The sequence below is a fragment of the Halobacillus sp. SY10 genome (assembly GCF_045401165.1).
GTDB classification, from domain to species: Bacteria; Bacillota; Bacilli; order Bacillales; family Halobacillaceae; genus Halobacillus; species Halobacillus aidingensis.
Genome location: NZ_CP174345.1, coordinates 1,091,234 through 1,111,954, shown reverse-complemented (window position 1 = coordinate 1,111,954; position 20,721 = coordinate 1,091,234). Strand labels below are relative to the sequence as shown.

Sequence of the window (20,721 nt, the reverse complement as noted above, 5' to 3'; positions counted from 1 at the left end):
TTCTGGGGAGGAAATTATGAAAAAATTACTAACAGTTTTATCTTTAGGCCTTCTAATTATTGCTTTAGCAGCATGCGCCGGGGGAGATGGCGCAGAGGCTAATGGGTCTGGAGGAGAAGAACAGCAATCCGAAGTACCACCAACCGAGGAAAAAGATTCTTCTAGTGATTCTAAAGCAGATGAGTCGGAGAGTCAGGACACTGAAAGCGAAGAAGTTGAAGCAACAAGTAATGAAAGTGATACAGATGAAAGCTCCATAAGATCTTTAGTGGACGAAAATGGAGAAATGACTGACCCAGAATTCGGAGATATCAAAATCACTGGAGTTGGTTATAGCGAAGAGGTCGGGATAAATGGAAACGAAGATGATCCACTTATACCGATAGAAATGGGAAGCATGAAATTAACTATAGGTAGCGTAGGTGTAATGCAAATCGAACCTATTGATGAAATGAAGAATTTGTTCAACGGAAAAAATAAAGTAAAAGTTGTAGTAATGGATATGATTGCCGAAAATACTTCCGATGAAGATGTTTCTTTCCACCCAAACCAATCAACGATTGTTACTGACACCGGGGAACAGGTAACGTCAGATCTCTTCCTTTCCGGTGAAGTCGGTGGTGATTTTTACGGTAAAGTTACAAAAGAGGGGCAAGTTTGGTGGATACTAAACGACGCTGAAAAAGAGATTAATAATATAAAACTAATTTTAGAACCTGTGTTCGACACTGCTTCTTATGAAAATACCTCAGAAGAAAAAAGGGTTGAATTTGAGGTATTAAGCTGGGAAGAGGCAAAAGAGAAAGATGGTATTAAATAATAGAATATAATTTTATGTTTATGCGTAGAAATACGCATTTCTTTTTACCGCGAAACCGAACATACGTTCCTAAAAGGTGGGTCAATATGATTCTTTATACTTCATTAGAAAACTACGTTTTTAAACTCCTAAATTCAATTCAAGTGTCGAAACCTGATCAATTAGACATTGAACTAATCGCCAGAAATTTGGATATTGATTTAGAATACTGGGAGAAACCAAGTGAAGCGATGGTTATAGAAAAGAAAGGATACATTTTCTTGAACAACGCACTTTCTAAAAATGAACAAAAATTGGATTTCGGTCATGAACTGGCTCATGTACTAATGGACTGTGGCCAGCAATATGGGATGCCAGAACTTTTTAGAGAATACCAGGAATGGAAAGCTGATGCATTTGCTTTTCACTTTTGTGTACCGACATTCATGCTAGAGGAAATGGATATTCCCTTTGATATATATAAAGCGACACGTTTGATTCAAAAAACATTCAAAGTAACGGCCGAAGTGGCCGTTAAACGTTTAAAGCAATATGAGAACAAGAGACAAGAAGAGCGTTATTTAATTGAAATGCAGAGAAAATGTACCGAACGAGATCGCATTCTTAATTTATGGTATTAAAAAGGAGGAACTATATATGAGAGTGGCAATCTATGTCCGAGTCAGTACATTAGAACAAGCAACTGAAGGTTTCTCTCTACGGGCACAAGAAGAAAAGCTAAGGGCTTTTGCTTTGTCTCAAGATTGGGAAGTAGCAAAGATTTATCGTGATGAAGGTGAATCAGCTAAAGATTTGAATCGTCCCAAGCTTAAAGAACTTTTGCGTGATGTTGAGAGAGATTTAATCGATGTCGTCCTGGTTTATCGCTTAGATCGGCTTACACGTTCAGTGGTCGATCTATACGAACTCCTTGAAACCTTAGATAAGAATCAATGTAGCTTTAAATCTGCCACAGAGGTTTATGATACCACCTCAGCAACTGGTCGACTGTTTATTACGTTAGTTGCTGCTATGGCACAGTGGGAGCGCGAGAACCTGGCAGAGCGAGTTCGGTTCGGGATGGAGCGACGTCTTATGGAAGGTGGCTGGTCTGGCGGACCGGTCCCCTACGGTTATACCTATCACGAAGGGACATTTAAAATTGTTCCAGAGGAAGCGAAGGTTGTAGAAAAAGTGTTTGAACTTATAGCTGGTCGTGGGATTAACTCAGTGGCAAGAATGTTGAATGACATGGGATATAAAACACGTAGTGGTGATCAGTGGCGTAAAGATGCTGTTCATTACATTGCACGGAATCCATTTTACATCGGAAAGTTCCGTTTTAATGAAGGGAAAGACGGAACTACTAAGCCTTTTTCCGAACAAACCTTATACGAAGGCCCACAACCTAAAATCATTGATGATTCAACATTTGCTTTCATACAAGAGGTGTTAGAGAAACGCGCCGGCCAAAAGAAAATCCGCTGGAACGATTACATCTTTAGCGGTGTCTTACGTTGTTCACGGTGTAGTTCACCTATCGTCGGGACTAAATCCAAAGGTAAGAAGCGCTATCGTTGTACTGGTAATTCAAATGGCTGCAAGATGATTGCTTTCACGGAAGAACATATTGAAGGTTATTTTCTTTCCAATTATGATAATTTCATCAAAGGTGTGATGAAGGAAGCAACTGAAGTAGACTCTGATCACGATGATATTGAAAAGCAGATTCAGTTCATACAGAGAAGAATGAAAAAGTATAAAGATATGTACCTCAACGATCTGATTTCTATTGAGGAATTGAACGCTAATATAAATGAGTTACGTCAAAAGGAGAAAGATTTGGAGGCACAAGCCAAACCTAAAACAGCAAGTAACCCTGTCGTTGTTAATTTGGCTTATGATTTACCCGAGCTTTGGAAAGGAATGAATGATGAGGAAAAGAAGATGTTGGTCAATACGATCTTCGAAAAGATTATTGTGAATGGAGATGAAAAAGCTGGATATGCTCCTGGAAGACCTAAGCCGATTTGGTTCGAAAGTATCCAATAATTGACGGGTCAAGTTGTACTTTTGGTGGTATAGCTTGCCCGTTCCCTCCCGCCAAAATGACGACCATTCCTTTACTCAGGTGATGCAAAGCCTTCAAACGAATATACGGCTCAGCTACACTTGCCACTGGTATGGAAGTCATGACCCGAATTTCTTTTTTTGATTTTTTCTTCAACACACCCCTTAGCATCAGACTATTAATAATCGTGCCGATTGTACCTATATTGTCAGCCTCTACCCGTTCAATCCCCCAGTCTTCAGCGGTTCTACCTCTGAAGATATTGCCACCTCCGACGACGACCGCAACCTCCATTCCACTTTCTAGAAGCGAGAGAATTTCGTTTGCGATATGGTCCAGTCGTTGATTGTCGAAGCTGTCCTTGCTGTCCCCTTTCAAGGCACCACCACTAATTTTTAGTAAGACACGAGAATATCTCATTAGGAGTCCCCTTTTCATTGACCATTGTTTATTCGAAAAAAAGAGCCTAGACCTGTGTCTAAGCTCAGCATAAAAAGAACCTTTCCACTAACATTCTTCAATGCTATCTTATGCGCTGGCAAGCTTTAATCATTCCACTTCTACAGTGGTTTCCAACCAGGGATGTTCGTAGGGGACCCCTCCCTTACCATCATCCATCATAGGATAAAAAGCCAAATCAAGCTCGTCCAGCTCCTTGTCATAGCGGAAGTCATCAAATTGGATATACCGGAACGTGGTGAACGTGCCTTCCTTGGTGCCAATCGTGTGTCCATTATACGTGGTGCCGTTGGAATCGACAGCTTTTACTAAAAATTCTATATGACCTTTCTCTCTCAACCAATCCTTTTCCTTATTTTTCATCACCGCATTTCTGTCTCCATACCACATTCCAAGATATAGTCCTTTTGCATCGTTCCTGCTGTAAAGCTTGGTCAAATGGACTTTCGTATCCCCAATTTCCTGAGAAGAAACCGTAATAGGTTCGGGGTGTTGTCGGGGGGCTTCCACCATCGGATAGGTCTGGTTGTTTTTCAGTGCGTTGACCTCTTTGTTGTCTACATAAAAAAAGACAGCGGCAATCAATACAGCAATCAAACCGAATATAGCCACGCGCACTTTTTTCATCCATTTCACCTCTTTTTATAGGAAGGTAAATCTTACCGTCATTATATCAAATTCCTTTTCTCGACGTTGTCAAATGAAGGGAGAGGTTTTGTCGATTTCTTACCGATTAAGTCTATTAAGTCTCTGACATGCTCAAACGCACAAAAAAACTGCTCTTTCTTTTAAAAGAGCAGTTTACGTTCTATAGATATTTCTTCTGTACTTTTTTACCACCGTAGCTGAAAACAACATCCCGTCCCTCAACTTTCGTTTCTATGTGGACATTCCGCCCCCACAGCTGATAAACATAAGGCAGTGTTTTTTCCAAATACCCGACATCGAGTTCAACTTCTTCATAATGGTGTTTTAAGTAAAGTTCCCCACCCTTCACATAATCACCATCCTGGACAGTGATATATGGGAATCCTCCATTCACCCTCATGGTGACAAGCTGATCGCGGACCGCCTCATGATCTTTATCTGTTATTTTATATTTTTGCCCTTGTTTTTGGAAAAGGTATAAATCCTCTCTCCGAACTAGTTCTTTCGTTAAATAATTGCGGATGAAGCTTTGATCCGATTCTATTTCCCGAACCTCGAACATTTTTTCTCTTCCTGAACCGGGTTCGATCCCGTGTTTGATCATTTCCTCCGTCGGATTGTCATACCGATCTTCAATATCCTCAAAAACCTTCAACCCTAAATAATACGGGTTCAGCTGGGTCTTACTAGGCTGCACAACACTCGCATTGAGTTTAGCGAATTCAATAGACTCATCACTCGTCAAATCCATTTCTCTTAAAATTCGCGCATGCCAGTAAGAAGCCCATCCTTCGTTCATGATCTTCGTTTCCAACTGTGGCCAGAAATACAACATTTCCTCCCGCATCATCGTCAAGATATCCCGTTGCCAGTCCTCAAGTTCACGGCTGTACTGTTCAATAAAAAGCAGCAAATCCTTCTCAGGCCTTGGTGGAAATTTCTTTTTCTTTCTAAACCTTGGCTGCTCCTCTGATGAAGACTCGTCGATCTTCCAGATATCATCATATTCTGTTTGAAGCGGTTTCTCTTCACTTTCTTCTTCGTCCATGGACCAGGCGAGTTTTGGCCGGACGAGAGATGGATCAATATGTTCCTGAATGGCAAGGACAGCATCAAGGAATGATTCGACCTCATGTTTGCCATATATTTTATCGTAAGTAGCGATTCGTTCCGCAGTCGCCGCCATACTCTCAACCATATCCCTTTTCGTATTCTGGAACCGGGCATTATTTTTAAAGAAATCACAGTGAGCCAGGACGTGGGCAACAATCAGCTTATTTTGGATTAAACTGTTTGAATTCAGCAAAAAGGCATAACAAGGATTCGAGTTGATGACAAGTTCATAAATCTTGCTTAATCCGAGATCATATTGTAGCTTCATCTTGTAGTATTGCTTTCCAAAGCTCCAGTGGGAAAAGCGTGTCGGCATCCCGTACGCTCCGAATGTATAAATAATATCATCAGGACAGACTTCGTAACGCATTGGGTAGAAATCAAGCCCGAAACCTTTAGCGATTTCTGTTATTTCTCTGATCGCATATTCGAGCTTCTTTTGGTCATCTGGTCTCAAAGATGCCCCCTCCTTCGATTTCGCTTATTTTACTATATGAGGGTAAAGCAGCGAACATGAAGGTTCAGACCATCTTCTTGTCCCCTATACTAGAATTTTAGCCATGACATACTCATCGACAGGCCTTCCACTGACGATAAGGGACTGTCTCTTCACTCCTTCTTTTTCAAAACCCATGCCTTCATAAAAGTGAACAGCTCTTTCATTATGGACCATAACCGTAAGTTCAAGCCTTATCACTCCTTTTTCTTCCGCCCATTCAAATAGACGAAGGAAAAGCTCCTTAGCGGATCCTTGGCCATGGAATTCCTTCAATACTCCCGTAATTACGCTCGCTGTATGTAAAATCCTTGGTGCACCCCCGCCAAAAACGGTGACATGCCCGATGACTTCCCCGTTTAATTCGGATAGGAAGATCGTAGAATTTTCTTCTTTCTCCACCTTTTGAATCAAGCCTTCCACCTGTTCTATGGTGGATTTTCTTTCGCCTTTACCAAACAGTAAAAAATCGGATTCTGCCTCCAGATTCTCAATGAGATTTCTATAGTCTGCCGCATCACAGACCTCCGCCATTCTAATCATTTTCAAATCCCCCTTTTTTACATTTTATCAGAATAATGGATGGGAAACGTCACTCTCTTTCTTACTTCACCTGTTTGATGACAGCGGTGCTTTCCCCTAAAAAAAGACTACAATATTCTAAGGAGCCTGAATAAAAAAAGAGAGCTAAAAGCTCTCTTTTTATACGGCCTCCTCCTGAAGGGAAGCGTTTAGTTTTCGATTTTTCAATACAAAATACATGACCGATAGTACGGAAGCTCCTAAAATGAAAGCTGTCAAAATAGAAGCATTCTGCCACATGAAGGCGAAATTGCCATCGGATATGATGGATTTGTATCCAGCCACTGAGTAAGTCATAGGTAAAAGTGGATTAAACCATTGTAACGGTTCAGGAATCAATTCTAGAGGGAAGGTCCCTGCACTCGTCGTCAGTTGAAGAATTAAAATCAAAATAGCCATGAATCTTCCTGGGTCCCCGAGCCAAGTCACGAGCATCTGTACCAACGTCATAAAGGTCAAACTCGTGAGGATACTGAACAAATAGAAATACCCTACATGTGTAACTTCTAGTTTCAACCCATACAGTATCACACTTGCCGCAATCACAGCTTGAATGGTGCCAGCCACAAACAAGACACCAAATTTCGCCGAGAACCACCCAAGCCCGCTTCTCGGATTTTCTACGGGATCACGGACAGGGTAAACAATCGTAATTAACAATGCGCCTACGAATAAGCCTAGTGACAAGAAATAAGGGGTGAAGCCTGTACCGTAATTCGGCACATGATTAAGGGATTCTTTCTCCACACCTACAGGTGATCCCATCATTTCTCCTGTCTCATCATCAGCTTTCACCTCATTCGCTTCCGATGAAGCTGTAGTTAGATTCGATTCGAACTCTTTCGTTCCGGCTGTTAATGCATTTGTCCCTTCTGACAAATCACCTGCTCCTTCTTGAAGTTGCCTAGAACCGTCAGCCAGCTGGTTGGACCCATCGAAGATCCGACTCGCTCCTTGATTGATGTCAGATGCTCCGGAGGCCACTTTCACAGCTCCCTCCTGAGCTTTGGCCAGTTCTTGAGAAAAGCGACCCATAGAGTTCCCCAACTTCTCTTGCCCATCGGAAAGCTTGACGGATCCTTCATAGAGATTCGTTTGACCAGCGACTAGTGAATCAGCCCCTTTTTGCAGTTGAGTTTGTGCCTTGAGGAGTTCTTGAATTCCCCCGGTCAGCGGCCCAGTAGATTCGACGACACTTGCTGTTGCTGAGTTGAGAGAACTTGCTCCTTGAACAAGGCTGCCAGCTCCAGCCTCCAGGTCTTCAATCTTTTGGAGAAGAGCTTTTTGTTGTTCTTCAGGCATGGTTTCAACTAAAGGAACCATCTCTTTTCTTAGACTAGTGATACCTTCAGCCACCTGTTGGGCAGAAGAGGATACCTGACCTGCGCCTTGATTCAACCCGACCATACTTTCATTAAGCTTTTCTGCGCCACTTTTTAACGGAGACGTTTTTTCAACCATCAAAGAGATGCCTTCGCTTAAAGATTCGGCTCCTTCTTTAGATTGAGCTATGCCCTCTTGTAAGTCTTCCGCGCCACCTTGGGCATCAGCTGTTCCTCTTTCAAGTTGCGAAAACCCTTCTTGTAATCTTCCCAGTCCATCACTCAAGTCAGACGACCCGGCAGCCAAATCAGACGCACCGTTCCGCAGCGTTTGCGTCCCACTTGCAAGCTCCAGTTGTTTCTCCGAGAATGTTTTTAATTTTTCTTCCAATTGTTTGGCTCCCTGGTCCAAATCGGCCGCTCCCTGGTCCAGGCTTCCTGCTTTCTCACTTGCTTCTGCTAAACCTTTTTGAAGTACATTGAACTGCTCAAACATAGCACTCGCATAGGTTTCTGTCATTTCACTGGATAATTTAGCTTTCATTTTTTCTGTTGCCGATTCTCCGATTTGGGCAGATAGGAAGTTAAACCCTTCATTCGGTACGTATTTCAACTGCAACGGCTTCGGCGTATCATCCATCACCGTTGTAGCATACTCAGAAAAATTGGATGGAATCTCCACAAGCATATAATACTCTTGCTTTTCAAGACCTTCATAACCTTTATCCTCTGAAACGAGATGGTACTCAAAATCACCACTGTCTTCTAATTGACTCACGAACTCTTCCCCTACTTGAAGAGGCTCTCCACTGAACTCCGCCCCTTCATCAAGGTTGACAATGGCTACGGGCAATTGATCCATACTGCCATAAGGATTCCAAAACGCCCACAAAAACATGGCACTATAAATCAGCGGTATAAGAAGCACCGCTAAAAACGGTACGAGTACTTTTTTGTTCTTTCCGATATGTTTCCACTCTGAGATCCAAAGTTTCCAACCATTCATTTTCCATCCTCCAATAACATATGACTAAAATATTCATTTGGTCATTTTCGTGCAAAAAAAGAGGACCATCATTCGGGTGACAATCCTTTGAACACATAATCATCAAATAAATGAAGGATCTTTTCCTTAGATAAAGGCTCATGTCCTTCTTCCCAATCAATAATCAGTGCCGTGTATAACTTCAACATCATAAATGCTGTAATTTCCGGATCACATTGGCGAATATCTCCCTCTGCCACCGCTGCTATAACTTTTTCCTTTAGATAATCCAAAATTAGAGACTCTATATTTTGAAGGGCTTCCTTCACAGCTGCCGTTCCTATTTCACGAGCTTCGTACACGAGTTTCACTGTCAATTGATGGCTTTTACGGTATTGAAGCAATTCGACCAGTGATCGATGTACATTTTCTTTCAGGGATTGTTCGTCATCCATGACGGATTCAGCTTTTCTCTTCATTTCCAAAAGGAGTTCCGCGATAATGTCCTGAAACAGTTCTTCTTTGTTTCGGAAGAAGTTATAAATCGTCCCTTTTCCTACATTAGCGGCTTTGGCGACATGATCCATCGTTGTCGCTTTATAACCCAAGATGGAAAAAGATTGACGTGCAGCGTCACGAATTTCTTCTTTTCTATCCATATCAATCTCACCACCTGACCATTTGAACGAATTAGTCATTTTTACTACAGAATTGATTATACGCTCTTTTATTAGAGTTGCAACCTTTTTTTGAGGTACACTGAAAGAAATAAGAACAGAAGGGAGTTTTCATATGAAAAAGAATGTCCTCCACTCCTATGAGCATTTATCTTCGCATTATGAATTCGACGTTGACCGAAAGCCCTACAATGCTTATCTTGAACGTCCGGCCATGGTCGATCTACTCCCTGATCTTCAAGGGAAAAAAGTTTTGGATGCAGGCTGTGCAGCAGGATGGTATGCGCGTTACATGGCCGATCAAGATGCAGACGTCACAGCGATAGACCTCAGTCCTTCGATGATTGCCGCAACCAAGCGGAGAGCAGGAAATGCCAAGGTCCACGCTTTCGTTCACGACTTAACAGACCCTCTGCCAATGGATGATAGATCCTTTGATCTTATTATCTGTTCACTCACTCTGCATTACATAAAAGATTGGGCACCCATTTTTCAGGAGTTCCATCGCACATTAAAACCAGGAGGCACCCTTCTTTTCTCTACCCATCATCCGTTCATGGATTATATGAACCATGAGGTGGATTCTTATTATGCCTGCCATGAAATCCAAGATGAATGGACAGTTGATGGAGAAAAAATTCCGGTGACTTTCTACAGACGTCCGCTTGAGGAGATTATTTCCTCAGTGACGGATCATTTTCATTTCATCAAACTCTCCGAGCCAAAGCCTACATTGGAATTTAAAAAAGTACACCCAGAAGGATTTCATAAAGTTTCAACAAAGCCTAATTTCATGATCTTAAAAGCTGAAAAGCCAGAACTTTAAAAAAGTCCTGGCTTTTCTTTATTATGAACGTTGGTCAGGGAAAATCCGGTCAACCATTTCTCCGAATTCACGGAAAAATCCTGTGACAGGCTCACCGTTTTGAGAGTCTTCCACATAATTGTTCGTCAAGTCAACAAAATCTGGATTTGTTGAAATGTAAACATTGTTAATGTCCTGGTCCGATGCTTTGACTGCTTTTTTGATTTGCTTTTCCATTTCATCAGAGACTTCGTTCTTGTCTCCTTTAGGATTATCAAGCTCTGCCGCTACATAGGCATTATCGCGTGTTTTCAGCACATATACACGATCCACGCCATCGACATTCTTTTCGATACGGTTTGCTGCATCCTTGGCCACTTTATAATTCGTGTTATGAACCATTCCGCGATCATTGTCATACTGGTTCGCTTTTTGACCATTTTCGGCCATGTCATCAGCTGTACGTTCGAAGCTTGTATTTTCTACTCCGTTGTAGTTGCCATTGTCACCAGCTTCTTGTTCCGCCTGGCAGGCGACAAGAGATCCAGCTGCTAAAAGACCGATGGCTAATACTTTGATCTTCATGTTTTTCAACCTCCTTCCATCCATGTTTACGGTTAGTATGTGTGGTTGGAAGGCAAATATGCGATTGCTAAAAACAGGAAGTCAGCTTGCATATAAAGAAAATCCTCAGTTGAATGAGAACTGAGGATTAGCTATTCAGAAACGGGATGCTCCACCATATTTGAATGAAAATTAAATAAACGAAAAAAATAGCGTTAATAAATAAAAGGAAAGCAGAAACAAGTTTATAATGACCCTCTATTTTTTTATAACCGATCCGAATAAAGATAAAGCCCGCAATTAGAAGAATGTACAATCCAATAAACCATATCCACGTATAAGGTGTTGCAGCATCAAACCCTACTTCGTAACCGATCCCATACAACAACCAGGGAGCTAAAAAACATAAAATGGATAGAGGGAGAAACCGTTGATCACTTTTTATGTAAAAAAGAGAAAGAATGGCAACAACCAGGGTTATTCCTCCAATGATTTCCGAAATGAGAATCATCACCTGTTGGGTGGCATCAGCTTCAGCTGTTACAAAGCCCAGGAATAATAACAATCCCAATAAGATGACACACCCCACATTTGCATAAAGCAGATTTTTTTCTGACATCACGAAGACTCCTTCCGTCAAAAGCAAAACTTTTCCATACTATCATAACAAAATTTCCAATGCTTTGCGGAAGAAAAAAGCAAAAATGTGTCGGGATTCCCAGAACTGTGACGAACTCTCTGATTGAGTAAGAACGCTCGCGGGGATAATAAGACCACTCCTTTCATAAAGGAAGTGTCATCCAATGAATCACTATGATTACGACAAAGCCCTGCACTTCATGATCTGGGGGCAATGGGACGACTTGCTCGTCCTCATGGTACGCACAAGGGATGAATTTCTTTCTAAAAAGATCGAAACATTCCTTCACTCGGCTTATTATCCGAGCAAACAAAGCGAAATGCTGGAATCTCACGAAGCCTTGTTAAGCTATATCGATCATGCTCAAGCGACTACACTAGAGCCCAGCTTTTTCACATAAATAAACAGACCAGGTCATCCATTTTTTGGATGACCTGGTCTTCATTTATACCCGTGGGTAATCTTGGATGAGCGGGTGGAGATGCATTTCATCAATGACCATATGTTTCGGCGCAAGCGCCATGTAGACGACGGCTTCCGCAATATCATGAACCTTGAGCCATTCTGATTTTTCAGGATCGCCTTTAGTCCCATTCGCAAAATAAGTATCCACCATTCCAGGATTGATGGTACCTGCCCGGATGCCATCTTTTCTCACTTCTTGAGCGAGTGACCCCATAAACCCTTGAACAGCGTATTTTGTGGATGTGTATAGGGCACCACCTTCTGGAATCGTATATCGAGAGACATCAGAGGCGACCGTAATGATCGTACCGAACTGTTGCTTTTTCATGATAGGAAGAACGGCTTTGGTCGCGAGAAATACACCCTGTACGTTGATATCGTACGTACGACGCCATTCTTCTACCGTCACTTCTTCAATTGGTTTAAAATCACCGATTCCAGCATTGTTGACAAGAATGTCTACTTTGCCATACGCTTTCTTGGTCCCTTCCACCACCTGGTCGATTTCGTTTTCATCACTGACATCGGCCATATAAGCCAAAACGTTTGTGTGCCCTTGCTTCTTTAAATCTTCCTTCGTTTGGTGAATTTCTTCAGAGCTGCCTATGATGGATAAATAAGCCCCTTTTTCAGCGAGTTGGAAAGCAATTTCTTTTCCGATTCCTCTTGAAGCTCCTGTAACAATAGCCACTTGTTTGTCCAACATCATCAAAATTCCTCCCTTACGTTCGTTCTGGCTTTTCTTCTGTGTCTAATTTAAATCGAAGATCAAATAAATCCCGACGTCTGTCCCGTAGCTGCCGGACAGTTCCTGACTTCCGCTGTCTTCTCAGTATTTCTAAATCAACATCTCCAACAACGACCGTTTCCACATTCGGATTACATTCACCAATAATTCCATCACGGGCAAATTCGAAGTCCGATGGAGTAAAGATGCCCGATTGTGCATATTGGATATCCATATTCTCCACTTGCGTCAGATTTCCTACCGTACCTGCAATAACGGTGTACACCTGATTTTCGACCGCACGAGCCTGGGCACAATAACGTACACGTAAGTATCCTTGTCTGTCATCCGTACAAAACGGGACGAAAATAATGTTCGCTCCTTGATCGACTGCATAGCGAGCGAGCTCAGGAAACTGGATATCATAACAAATCTGAATCGCGATTTTGCCACAATCCGTATCAAAGACTTTGACCGCATCTCCAGGCTGAATGCCCCACCATGTCCGTTCGTTCGGTGTTACGTGAATTTTGTATTGCTTTTCGATCGTACCATCGCGTCTGAATAGATAAGATATGTTATAAATCTGCTCTTCTTCCTCCACGAAGTGGGACCCGCCGATAATGTTCACATTGTATTTCACAGCAAGGTGTGTGAACATTTCAATATACTCTTCGGTATATGCACTCAATTTACGAACGGCTTGAGACGGGACTTTTTCTTCTAAGAAGGACATAAGCTGCGTAGTGAAAATTTCGGGAAATACCGCAAAATCAGATCCGTAATCAGCAGCAACATCTACGTAATACTCACATTGCTTTGCAAACTCTTCAAAGGAAACGATATTTTTCATCATATATTGGATGACCATAATTCTCACTGGATGACTTGTCTTAAAATAGCGTTTTGTACGGGCACGATAATCAATATTATTCCATTCCATCAGCGTCGCATACTTCAAAGACTGCTCGTCATCCGGAAGATAATCAGGGTTGATCCGCATGACAGTAAAGCCATTCATGATTTGGAAGGTAAGGACAGGATCATAAATGTTTTGATTGCGGACTTCCTCCACATATTCACGTGGGGACATTTCATCTTCGTACTTGTGGTAGTTCGGAATACGTCCTCCGATGATGATACTCTTCAAGTTCAACGCGCGGGCTAATTCTTTCCTTGCTTCATATAAACGTCTTCCTATTTTCATCCCTCTGTATTCAGGATGGACCATCACTTCAATTCCATACAGATTGTACCCGTCTGGATCATGATTCGTGATATACCCTTCATCTGTAATGTCATCCCACGTATGTTTATCATCATATTCATCAAAATTAACGATCAAACTTGAACAGCTTCCAATGATTTTCCCATCAAACTCAACGACAAATTGCCCTTCCGGAAAATGTGTCAAGTGGCTCTCCAGATGTTCCCTCTTCCATGGATCCATATCAGGGAAACAAACTTTTTGTAACTTAAAAATCTGTTCGATATCTTTATCCTGCATGTTTCTAACAATCATTTTCTTTTCATACTGAGTCAGATCAAGCTTCGACATCTAATCTTCCTCTCCTCATCATGATCATTCAACCATTTTCATCGTACTCAACCTCTATCCTTCTTGTCTAGTTTTTAACAAAGTTATTCAACTATATGGCAGGATTGTGGAAGACTCGATTTCGAGACTTTTCGGGGTTCGTTTGCTGTGTTGAGCGTTAGGGGTGGCTGGGAAGCTACTCGTCTAGCTCCACCGCCCAGACACTCGCGTCATAAGCCGAACAGCAAAGGAATGAAAAGGCACATTCCGTTGCTGTTCGGCTTATGCCAGTCGTGTCTACCAAGGCGGTTCCGCATTTGAACACTTTCCTGTGGGGGAGTGGCAAGCTTCCTCACTTCGTCCTGCGGGATCTCGCCTATCTCCTTTCTCCCACGGGAGTCTCGCAGCTTCCCAACCACCCCATTCGATGCATATGTGAAACGAACCCCTTTCCCGAGGATGAATGTCTTTCACAATTCCTGATTTATAGTAATTAAGCGCTCTATAGCAAGCTTTTTATCCAGAATAGCGGTTATGGGAATTCATATAGCTCTACTTTCCTTGTCAGTAAAAACATCCTATACCGTAAGTGGTTTCGAGACACTTATTGGATAAAGGGGCGGAGGGGAATGGGGAGACTCCTACCTTAAGTGTGCAGGCGCCTTGATCAGCGGCGTATGGACTGGACTGAGCTGGCGGAGATAAAGGAAACACGAAGAACGAAGTGATTCGATGTTGACTTATCGTACAGAAGCGAGGGAAGTCTCACTAGCCGCTAGGCGCCGGAACCGGATATCTAAGGGAAAAAAGTGCTTGGTGAGACCCCACAGGACGCAGTCCGAGGAGGCTCAAGAGAATAGAGGAAGTTCGATTAAGTTCGGCACGTCCTGTGCCAACATCGAACGACCCCACTTCGTATGGGGCCCCGCGGAAAGCGAGCCATTCCCCTCCGCCCCCATCCACTCAACAAAAGTCTCGAAACTGAGTCTTCCACAATCGGGAGCTTATGTGGAAGATGGAGTAGTAAAGTCAGGGGGAGCGGAAATGAAATGTATGAATTGAATCGGTTCATAACTTCGTGTATGATGGTTTAAGAAGAGGTGTAGACAATGAATGGATTTGAAAGACGGAAAGAACGCAAAAAGCAAAATATCTTGAACGCCTCCCTGAAGTTGTTCTCAGAATATGGGGTGCAGAAAGTCAGCATCCAGGAAATTGCAAAAAAAGCACAAGTTTCTCAAGTCACCATTTATAATTATTTTGGCGGCAAAGATGAACTCCTATTCGAGACGGTTAAAAAATTCATTTACGAACGATTGGATCGTTTTCGTGACGTCGTCCACAATGACGACATGGACTTCAAAAAAAAGATTCGATTTGTCATTCAAGATAAAAAAGAAAACATCCTCCATATGGACCCTGGATTTCTTCAAACAGTGATGAGGGACCAGCCTGAGTTACAGGAACTGATTCAAACCTTCACAGAAAAAGATGCTGTCCCTTTACTGATGGAACTCGTGGAACAAGGAAAAGCCCAAGGGTACGTTCATCCGGATATTTCTTTCCGCTCCATCATGTTTTATATAGAAATGTACTACCAGGCGATGCGCTCGAAAGAAGATCTCTTCGACCATTCTTTACCGGAATTAAGTGAAGAGATTACCCATATGTTTTTCTATGGTCTGATGGGGAATCAGGACGAGCATTTGCATGAGGACAAAGACAATGAATAGCTGATATAAAAAATGCGTAGAGATTGTTTCTCTACGCATTTTTAATCCCTTGTTTATCTCCATTTTTTCACATACCAACGAATAAGATCATTCCATTTACTTCCGAACAGTTTCTCTCTCCAATAAAGGTCTGCGGTTTGAGAGACGACATTGTTTTTAGCAGGGTAAGGATGTACGACATTCGAGATGCTTTGAAACTTCTTATTGAGCGCCTGCACAGTCCCAACTTCCTGCATCCATTCTCCAGCCCCTTCACCAATAGCATGAGCTCCGACGATTTTTCCTCGGTCCGTTGTCAAAACTTTTACAAGTCCCTCTTTTTTCCGTTCCGCCATAAAACGATCGTTGTCAGCTAATTTTGTTTTGAAGGTCAACAAGTCTTCCCCATACTTCTCTTGTGCTTCTTCTTCAGTCAAACCGAGATGATAAATTTCAGGGTTCGAGTAGACAACCCATGGAATCTTTTCATAAGAAGCTTTTCTAGAAAGGCCCAAAACGGCATTAGATACGGCAATTTTACCTTCCATTCCTGCGACATGAGTGAAAGGCATCGATCCATTACAATCACCTACAGCATAAATATGTTTCTTATTGGTTCTTAAAGTTGCATCCACTTGAATCGAGCCTTTTTCAGTTACAATACCTGCCTTGTCCAGTCCAAGACTTCCGATGTTCGCTTTTCTTCCAGCCGCTACAAGGATGGTATCTGCAGTGATGCTGTTTGGAGCACCATCTTTCTTATAGTGGATGTGAACCTGATCCCCGTTTTTCTCCACGCGTTCAGCCTTTGCATTCGTTAAAATATTCAGTTCTTCAGATAACAAGCGTTGAGACAAGCTTGCTATCTCCTTATCCTCTTTAGATAGAATTTGTTCACTGCCCTCGATCATTGTTACATCCACACCTAAACGACTCATCGCCTGAGCCAGTTCCACTCCGATAACTCCTCCGCCAATAACCACCATAGAAGAAGGTTTCTGATTCAGTGAAAAGATGGTTTCATTTGTTAAGTAATCCACTTCCTCCAAACCATCGATCGGAGGTATAGCTGGGGAAGATCCAGTAGCTATGACAAAACGTTTGGCTGTAATCGTCTTTTCCCCTACTTGCAATGTGTGTTCATCTAAAAAGGTTCCTTCTGCTTCATAAATATCAATACCAAGGTTGATAAAGCGATCCTTTGAATCATGTTCTTGGACATCTTGTAAAGCATCTGCCACCCGTTCCATCGCTGATTTGAATAATTTTTTATATTCATCTTCCGTCCATTCAGCGTATTTAGCGGACTCTTTCACCTCTTTAGCCGCTTGAATCAATGCCTTTGAAGGCATGCATCCATAATGAAGGCAATCCCCACCAAGTTCGGTTTTTCGTTCAATAAGAGCTACTTTCGCCCCAAAGCTTGCCGCGCCTGCTGCGACCGTTAAGCCGCCTGAACCGCCACCTATGACGGCGATTTGATAATCAAACGTCATGGGATTCTCTCCTCATGGACTCATAATGTTCAGAGATGGCCTTCATTCGTTTCTTATTGACTCCAAAGTCGGAATGCCCCACTCTTGAAGCAGATCTGAAATGTATGACCTCTTCCTCCTGATCGAAATAGAACTCAACATCGTCCTTGAATTTCATCCACTTGGATTCGACCACGGCATGTATATAATTTTCGGTTTCCGTTTCAACTGCCGTCCTCTCCATCTCACTCAAGACTTTTTTGATTACAGACTTTGTTGTCTCCAAATCTTTAGAAAAAGCAAGCGCTGTCATCTTCTTTTCTTCTTGATCCGTTTGAGTACTCACACAGTTCGGAGACTTCGGACAGTCCGACAATCTCCCATTCTTAACGCCTATATAAGGTTTACTCATTATTACTCCTCCTTTTCTACACGATACCCTTATACTCACTGCTTCATCAACAAAAAAGCACTCCTAACTGTCTAGGAGTGCTTTCCATTCGAAGAATTCCCGTTACCGCGAGGAGGTTTCTCTTTTTCGTTCGAGCCTTTCCCTCTATTTCGGTCATCCTGCTTATGATTATGTTTCGAACCTGAATTCTTATCTTTCTGCTTTTCTTTTTCTTTCTCTTTCTCTTTCTCTTTTGGTTTAGGAGAAGTTTTAGGCTTTCCCTTTGGTTTATCGCTCGCTTTCTGATCTTCTTTTCGTTCGTTTTCATTTTCTTTATGTTTTTTCTTGTTCTCTTTCTTTTCTATGTGCTTTTTCTCGTTGTCTTTCTTTTCTATGTGTTTTTCCCCTTGGTCAGGCTTTTTTTTCTGCTGACCAGGAGCTTGCGCTTTTCCTTTTTGGCCTGCTTGTTCGGGTTTCTTATTTGTTGCACCCTGTTTTTCAGGCTTCACATCAACAGCAGGTGGGACCACTGATTTCACATCAGAATCACGTACTTCCTCTTGTTTTTCTTCAGATGAATCATCTTTATAAAAGGATTGAATAATTTCTCGATCATCATCTTCAACATGAACAGGGAGTTCTGATTCTTCTGATTGGTCCATTTCTTCATTCTTTATTCGGTCTGCAACCATTTCATTGACAGATGCCTTTTGGTCTATGGCTTTTCTTCTTAGATCCTTCGGCACTAAGAAGGTAGCAATGCTTATATTTGTGGCTTTTTCCATAAGATACGTTTCAATCTCTTCCGTGTAATTTTGATTCACTTCTTCTTTTAAATAACTTATACCAATCAGGACTTGGTTCGCATCATTCACATACCCCCTTGCTTGACTCAATTCAAGCAACTCAAAGGTAACTTGCGATGCATCTTTCTTTTTCCAATCCTTCAGAGCGGAAACGATTTCTTCAGCCTCATCATTTTGAGGAATCATATCTATGACTTGCATTTGATCATTCAATTCAAGTTCAACACTAGGATTAATATCAATATTCATATAAGCAAACGCTTGGTTGCTTCCATACCACGAAAAAACAGGAAAAACCATCAGTAGAAACATAATGGCTACAACAGCTGCTCGCGTATGATGATTACGCAAAACCTGCGCCCATCGATGCAGGACTTTACGCTCATTAGCTGTTTTGAATTGCACTTCCATCCCAATATCTGCATGGTCAACCTTCTCAGCTCTATGAAATTTGCCATCACTAGTCATGACAATCATATATTCATTCTGCTGTTCCATGACAATACCTTTTTTCACATACCCACCCCTTTCAGATAATCCTTAAGATATACGTAATCCCCGTTCAGGATGAGAACTAATGCGATGATGAATTTACGGTTTCGTTCTAATGTTTTTTTACTAACATCGACACGATCGACCAGATCTTTGATCGGTAATCGTCCTTTGTCTATGACTTGCGAACACAAAAATTCATCTTCATAAACGAGCCTCGCCACCTGAACAGCGGATTCTCTGGCATCTCTATGTTTAGGAGAGGCATCAATCAGCTCATCAAAGGATAGCTTATACTTTTGCAATTGAGACTGAAATTCCATAATTTCCTCTTTACGATGCCAAGCTTCTGTTTCCAATTGGAACTTTTCCTTAGCCGCTGAAATTTCTAAAGGATTTTCCATTTGTTCTTCATCATGAAAATCCTCATCGAGCGAAGTGACTGGCACACGTCTTTGTTCATTACGAATATAATCAATCACTTTCCGCTTGATTACAAGTCTCGCAAAAGAAAGAAATGAACTTCCCTTATCACAAGAATAAGATTGGATGGCTTCATTGAATGCAAGCAAACCGATACTGAATTCATCATCTTTTTTAGGGTCTATATATCTTTTACAAACTTCAGAAACACTTTTGGCGATGAAAGGTTGATACTGTTTCAGCATTTCATTACGTGCATCATCATCTCCCTGTTTGGCTGAAGCTACTTGTTCATCCAGGGAGGGATCTGCTTTTTGAAAAAGACGTTTGATCAACCTTTATCACCTCCAGCCTATTAATGTTTTCGATTATGGCTTTTATTTTTTGGGTGTCTTTTTTAAGATTATTTCAATTGTGTTACAAAATCGTATCAACCAAAATTTCTGAAGTTTGTCTTTATGGGGTCAGGTAAAAAGGTATTGTCCTTGACCATGACCATTTTACTGAACAACACCTGAACGGTCTACTTCATAGGGGTTACATTTTATTAAATAACCATTTCAAAAAATAAGTCCTAAGACTCTTCCATGGTGTACAAAGATAGAAAAGAGACGAAAAAGCCCATTTAATAGGTATATATACTCATTAAAGTAGTTTGGAGCTTCTAAGTAATAAAAAGTAAAAACAAAAAGGAAACCTAAGGAAGGTTTCCTTTTTCCGTCTGTTCATAATAATAATCAATAGGTACCGCGAGGCCGACCCGCCCCTCTTCATCATCATGGAGTGTGGCGAAAACCACTCCGATCACTTTTCCTTGATCATTGATGACCGGGCTCCCTGAGTTTCCTCGGTAGATCGGAGCATCAAGCATGAGAACTTGTCGATCCCAATCAGCCAACTGTTTATAGCCAATCACATTCCCCTCATTAGCAATCCCTGTAAACTTTAGCGGATTCCCAATAAAGTACACATGTTCACGTGCATCAAAAACCGTTTCATCAGCAAGTTCTAAATGAGGGAGGTTTTCTCCTTCGACATCAAGAACAGCGAGGTCGACTTCAGGATAAGATTCTACTACTTCCGCACCGAAAAGCCCATCATCTGGAAAGCCAACAGAAATTCTTTTTTCATCTTCTATGACATGATGGTTCGTAAGGATATAGCCGTCTTCAGTAAAAGCAAATCCCGTTCCTTTACTTTCTCCCGCCTCCACCACTACAACGGATTCCTTATAGGTCTGTACCTTTTCATCTGTCGAAAGTTTTGCTGAAGTCATAAGGAAGTCAATCGCTGGAATAGAAAAAGTATTCGGAAGAACGGCGACAATATTCAATACCATCATGAAAGCGATCAACCAAAATATCCATTTAGGAAAAGGACGTTTTTCCTTTTGCTGTTCTTTCTCCATCCTTTCCCGTTCATAAGCTTTTCTTTTCTCTTCCTGAACGAGTTCATACAATTCGTCGTCATCTATTTCTTCATACAGGTCATCATCGATGATGTCTTTCTTCTCGTATTCTTGCTCATGCATG

20 protein-coding genes and 1 pseudogene are annotated in these 20,721 nt (G+C 41.7%); 6 read left to right on the top strand and 15 right to left on the bottom strand.

The annotated features are described in order from the left end of the window. The first annotated feature begins 16 nt into the window (after positions 1-16). From ACJA3J_RS05575 to ACJA3J_RS05565, 3 genes are all read left to right on the top strand, one after another. Positions 17-820, top strand: a complete 804-nt coding sequence (locus ACJA3J_RS05575) for a hypothetical protein (RefSeq protein WP_406945718.1) — start codon at positions 17-19, stop codon at positions 818-820. Between the two features lie 86 nt (positions 821-906). After that, positions 907-1,440, top strand: coding sequence for an ImmA/IrrE family metallo-endopeptidase (locus ACJA3J_RS05570; protein WP_406945717.1), 534 nt, complete (start codon positions 907-909; stop codon positions 1,438-1,440). Positions 1,441-1,456: 16 nt separating this feature from the next. After that, positions 1,457-2,851: a recombinase family protein gene (locus ACJA3J_RS05565; protein ID WP_406945716.1), complete on the top strand. Its 1,395-nt coding sequence runs from the start codon at positions 1,457-1,459 to the stop codon at positions 2,849-2,851. 34 nt (positions 2,852-2,885) lie between these two features. On the opposite strand, the pseudogene pyrH reads toward ACJA3J_RS05565, so the two are convergent. The 6 genes and pseudogenes from pyrH to ACJA3J_RS05535 form a co-directional block, all read right to left on the bottom strand. Beyond that, positions 2,886-3,290 (bottom strand): annotated as a pseudogene (pyrH, locus tag ACJA3J_RS05560) (UMP kinase); the annotation flags it as partial. A 129-nt stretch (positions 3,291-3,419) separates the two neighbouring features. Next, positions 3,420-3,956 carry a hypothetical protein gene (locus ACJA3J_RS05555; RefSeq protein WP_089653154.1) on the bottom strand — a complete coding sequence of 179 codons (537 nt, stop codon included), beginning with the start codon at positions 3,954-3,956 and terminating at the stop codon, positions 3,420-3,422. Between the two features lie 181 nt (positions 3,957-4,137). Continuing rightward, positions 4,138-5,547, bottom strand: coding sequence for a SpoVR family protein (locus ACJA3J_RS05550; protein ID WP_115894549.1), 1,410 nt, complete (start codon positions 5,545-5,547; stop codon positions 4,138-4,140). Between the two features lie 84 nt (positions 5,548-5,631). Continuing rightward, positions 5,632-6,129, bottom strand: coding sequence for a GNAT family N-acetyltransferase (locus ACJA3J_RS05545; RefSeq protein WP_406945715.1), 498 nt, complete (start codon positions 6,127-6,129; stop codon positions 5,632-5,634). Positions 6,130-6,288: 159 nt separating this feature from the next. Then, positions 6,289-8,496: a YhgE/Pip family protein gene (locus ACJA3J_RS05540; protein ID WP_406945714.1), complete on the bottom strand. Its 2,208-nt coding sequence runs from the start codon at positions 8,494-8,496 to the stop codon at positions 6,289-6,291. Between the two features lie 68 nt (positions 8,497-8,564). Then, positions 8,565-9,140: a TetR/AcrR family transcriptional regulator gene (locus ACJA3J_RS05535; RefSeq protein WP_208599186.1), complete on the bottom strand. Its 576-nt coding sequence runs from the start codon at positions 9,138-9,140 to the stop codon at positions 8,565-8,567. Positions 9,141-9,267: 127 nt separating this feature from the next. Here ACJA3J_RS05535 and ACJA3J_RS05530 point away from each other — a divergent pair, with 127 nt between their 5' ends. After that, positions 9,268-9,978, top strand: a complete 711-nt coding sequence (locus tag ACJA3J_RS05530) for a class I SAM-dependent methyltransferase (RefSeq protein WP_406945713.1) — start codon at positions 9,268-9,270, stop codon at positions 9,976-9,978. Positions 9,979-9,999: 21 nt separating this feature from the next. On the opposite strand, the gene ACJA3J_RS05525 is transcribed toward ACJA3J_RS05530, so the two are convergent. Together ACJA3J_RS05525 and ACJA3J_RS05520 are read right to left on the bottom strand one after the other, a co-directional pair. After that, on the bottom strand, positions 10,000-10,542 hold the full coding sequence (locus ACJA3J_RS05525) for a YhcN/YlaJ family sporulation lipoprotein (protein ID WP_089653142.1): 543 nt from the start codon (positions 10,540-10,542) through the stop codon (positions 10,000-10,002). Positions 10,543-10,669: 127 nt separating this feature from the next. Next, complete coding sequence (locus ACJA3J_RS05520; protein ID WP_115894554.1) at positions 10,670-11,140, bottom strand: hypothetical protein; 471 nt, start codon at positions 11,138-11,140, stop codon at positions 10,670-10,672. A 184-nt stretch (positions 11,141-11,324) separates the two neighbouring features. On the opposite strand from ACJA3J_RS05520, the gene ACJA3J_RS05515 reads away from it, so the two are divergent. Continuing rightward, a complete protein-coding gene (locus tag ACJA3J_RS05515) occupies positions 11,325-11,561 on the top strand; it encodes a YhdB family protein (protein ID WP_089653138.1) in 237 nt (78 codons plus the stop codon). Positions 11,562-11,606: 45 nt separating this feature from the next. On the opposite strand, the gene ACJA3J_RS05510 is transcribed toward ACJA3J_RS05515, so the two are convergent. Further along, the gene (locus ACJA3J_RS05510; RefSeq protein ID WP_406946276.1) at positions 11,607-12,332 is read right to left on the bottom strand and encodes an SDR family oxidoreductase; all 726 of its coding nucleotides are present in this window, start codon (positions 12,330-12,332) and stop codon (positions 11,607-11,609) included. A 16-nt stretch (positions 12,333-12,348) separates the two neighbouring features. Continuing rightward, on the bottom strand, positions 12,349-13,911 hold the full coding sequence (locus tag ACJA3J_RS05505) for a GNAT family N-acetyltransferase (RefSeq protein ID WP_406945712.1): 1,563 nt from the start codon (positions 13,909-13,911) through the stop codon (positions 12,349-12,351). A gap of 1,088 nt (positions 13,912-14,999) precedes the next feature. Here ACJA3J_RS05505 and ACJA3J_RS05500 point away from each other — a divergent pair. Next, a complete protein-coding gene (locus ACJA3J_RS05500) occupies positions 15,000-15,623 on the top strand; it encodes a TetR/AcrR family transcriptional regulator (protein ID WP_089653133.1) in 624 nt (207 codons plus the stop codon). A gap of 53 nt (positions 15,624-15,676) precedes the next feature. Here the strand turns inward: ACJA3J_RS05500 and ACJA3J_RS05495 are convergent, their stop codons facing one another. From ACJA3J_RS05495 to ACJA3J_RS05475, 5 genes are all read right to left on the bottom strand, one after another. Then, a complete protein-coding gene (locus tag ACJA3J_RS05495; RefSeq protein ID WP_406945711.1) occupies positions 15,677-17,098 on the bottom strand; it encodes a dihydrolipoyl dehydrogenase family protein in 1,422 nt (473 codons plus the stop codon). Then, a complete protein-coding gene (locus tag ACJA3J_RS05490) occupies positions 17,088-17,489 on the bottom strand; it encodes a DUF1499 domain-containing protein (protein ID WP_089653130.1) in 402 nt (133 codons plus the stop codon). Before ACJA3J_RS05490 ends, ACJA3J_RS05495 begins: the two co-directional genes overlap by 11 nt. A 71-nt stretch (positions 17,490-17,560) precedes the next feature. Continuing rightward, positions 17,561-18,790 (bottom strand): anti-sigma factor domain-containing protein, encoded by a 1,230-nt coding sequence (locus tag ACJA3J_RS05485; RefSeq protein ID WP_406945710.1) that lies wholly within the window; start codon positions 18,788-18,790, stop codon positions 17,561-17,563. Continuing rightward, complete coding sequence (gene sigI / locus ACJA3J_RS05480) at positions 18,787-19,524, bottom strand: RNA polymerase sigma factor SigI (protein WP_089653127.1); 738 nt, start codon at positions 19,522-19,524, stop codon at positions 18,787-18,789. The genes ACJA3J_RS05485 and sigI overlap by 4 nt, the downstream gene beginning before the upstream one ends. 362 nt (positions 19,525-19,886) lie before the next feature. Further along, a complete protein-coding gene (locus tag ACJA3J_RS05475) occupies positions 19,887-20,720 on the bottom strand; it encodes a S1C family serine protease (RefSeq protein ID WP_115894556.1) in 834 nt (277 codons plus the stop codon). Position 20,721: the final 1 nt, after the last annotated feature.

Bases quoted from the DNA above. Each gene is read 5' to 3' on its own strand.
- ACJA3J_RS05575 (WP_406945718.1), top strand. From the start codon at position 17: ATGAAAAAATTACTAACAGTTTTATCTTTAGGCCTTCTAATTATTGCT.
- ACJA3J_RS05570 (WP_406945717.1), top strand. From the start codon at position 907: ATGATTCTTTATACTTCATTAGAAAACTACGTTTTTAAACTCCTAAAT.
- ACJA3J_RS05565 (WP_406945716.1), top strand. From the start codon at position 1,457: ATGAGAGTGGCAATCTATGTCCGAGTCAGTACATTAGAACAAGCAACT.
- ACJA3J_RS05555 (WP_089653154.1), bottom strand. From the start codon at position 3,956: ATGAAAAAAGTGCGCGTGGCTATATTCGGTTTGATTGCTGTATTGATT.
- ACJA3J_RS05545 (WP_406945715.1), bottom strand. From the start codon at position 6,129: ATGATTAGAATGGCGGAGGTCTGTGATGCGGCAGACTATAGAAATCTC.
- ACJA3J_RS05540 (WP_406945714.1), bottom strand. From the start codon at position 8,496: ATGAATGGTTGGAAACTTTGGATCTCAGAGTGGAAACATATCGGAAAG.
- ACJA3J_RS05530 (WP_406945713.1), top strand. From the start codon at position 9,268: ATGAAAAAGAATGTCCTCCACTCCTATGAGCATTTATCTTCGCATTAT.
- ACJA3J_RS05525 (WP_089653142.1), bottom strand. From the start codon at position 10,542: ATGAAGATCAAAGTATTAGCCATCGGTCTTTTAGCAGCTGGATCTCTT.
- ACJA3J_RS05520 (WP_115894554.1), bottom strand. From the start codon at position 11,140: ATGTCAGAAAAAAATCTGCTTTATGCAAATGTGGGGTGTGTCATCTTA.
- ACJA3J_RS05515 (WP_089653138.1), top strand. From the start codon at position 11,325: ATGAATCACTATGATTACGACAAAGCCCTGCACTTCATGATCTGGGGG.
- ACJA3J_RS05510 (WP_406946276.1), bottom strand. From the start codon at position 12,332: ATGTTGGACAAACAAGTGGCTATTGTTACAGGAGCTTCAAGAGGAATC.
- ACJA3J_RS05505 (WP_406945712.1), bottom strand. From the start codon at position 13,911: ATGTCGAAGCTTGATCTGACTCAGTATGAAAAGAAAATGATTGTTAGA.
- ACJA3J_RS05500 (WP_089653133.1), top strand. From the start codon at position 15,000: ATGAATGGATTTGAAAGACGGAAAGAACGCAAAAAGCAAAATATCTTG.
- ACJA3J_RS05495 (WP_406945711.1), bottom strand. From the start codon at position 17,098: ATGACGTTTGATTATCAAATCGCCGTCATAGGTGGCGGTTCAGGCGGC.
- ACJA3J_RS05490 (WP_089653130.1), bottom strand. From the start codon at position 17,489: ATGAGTAAACCTTATATAGGCGTTAAGAATGGGAGATTGTCGGACTGT.
- ACJA3J_RS05475 (WP_115894556.1), bottom strand. From the start codon at position 20,720: ATGCATGAGCAAGAATACGAGAAGAAAGACATCATCGATGATGACCTG.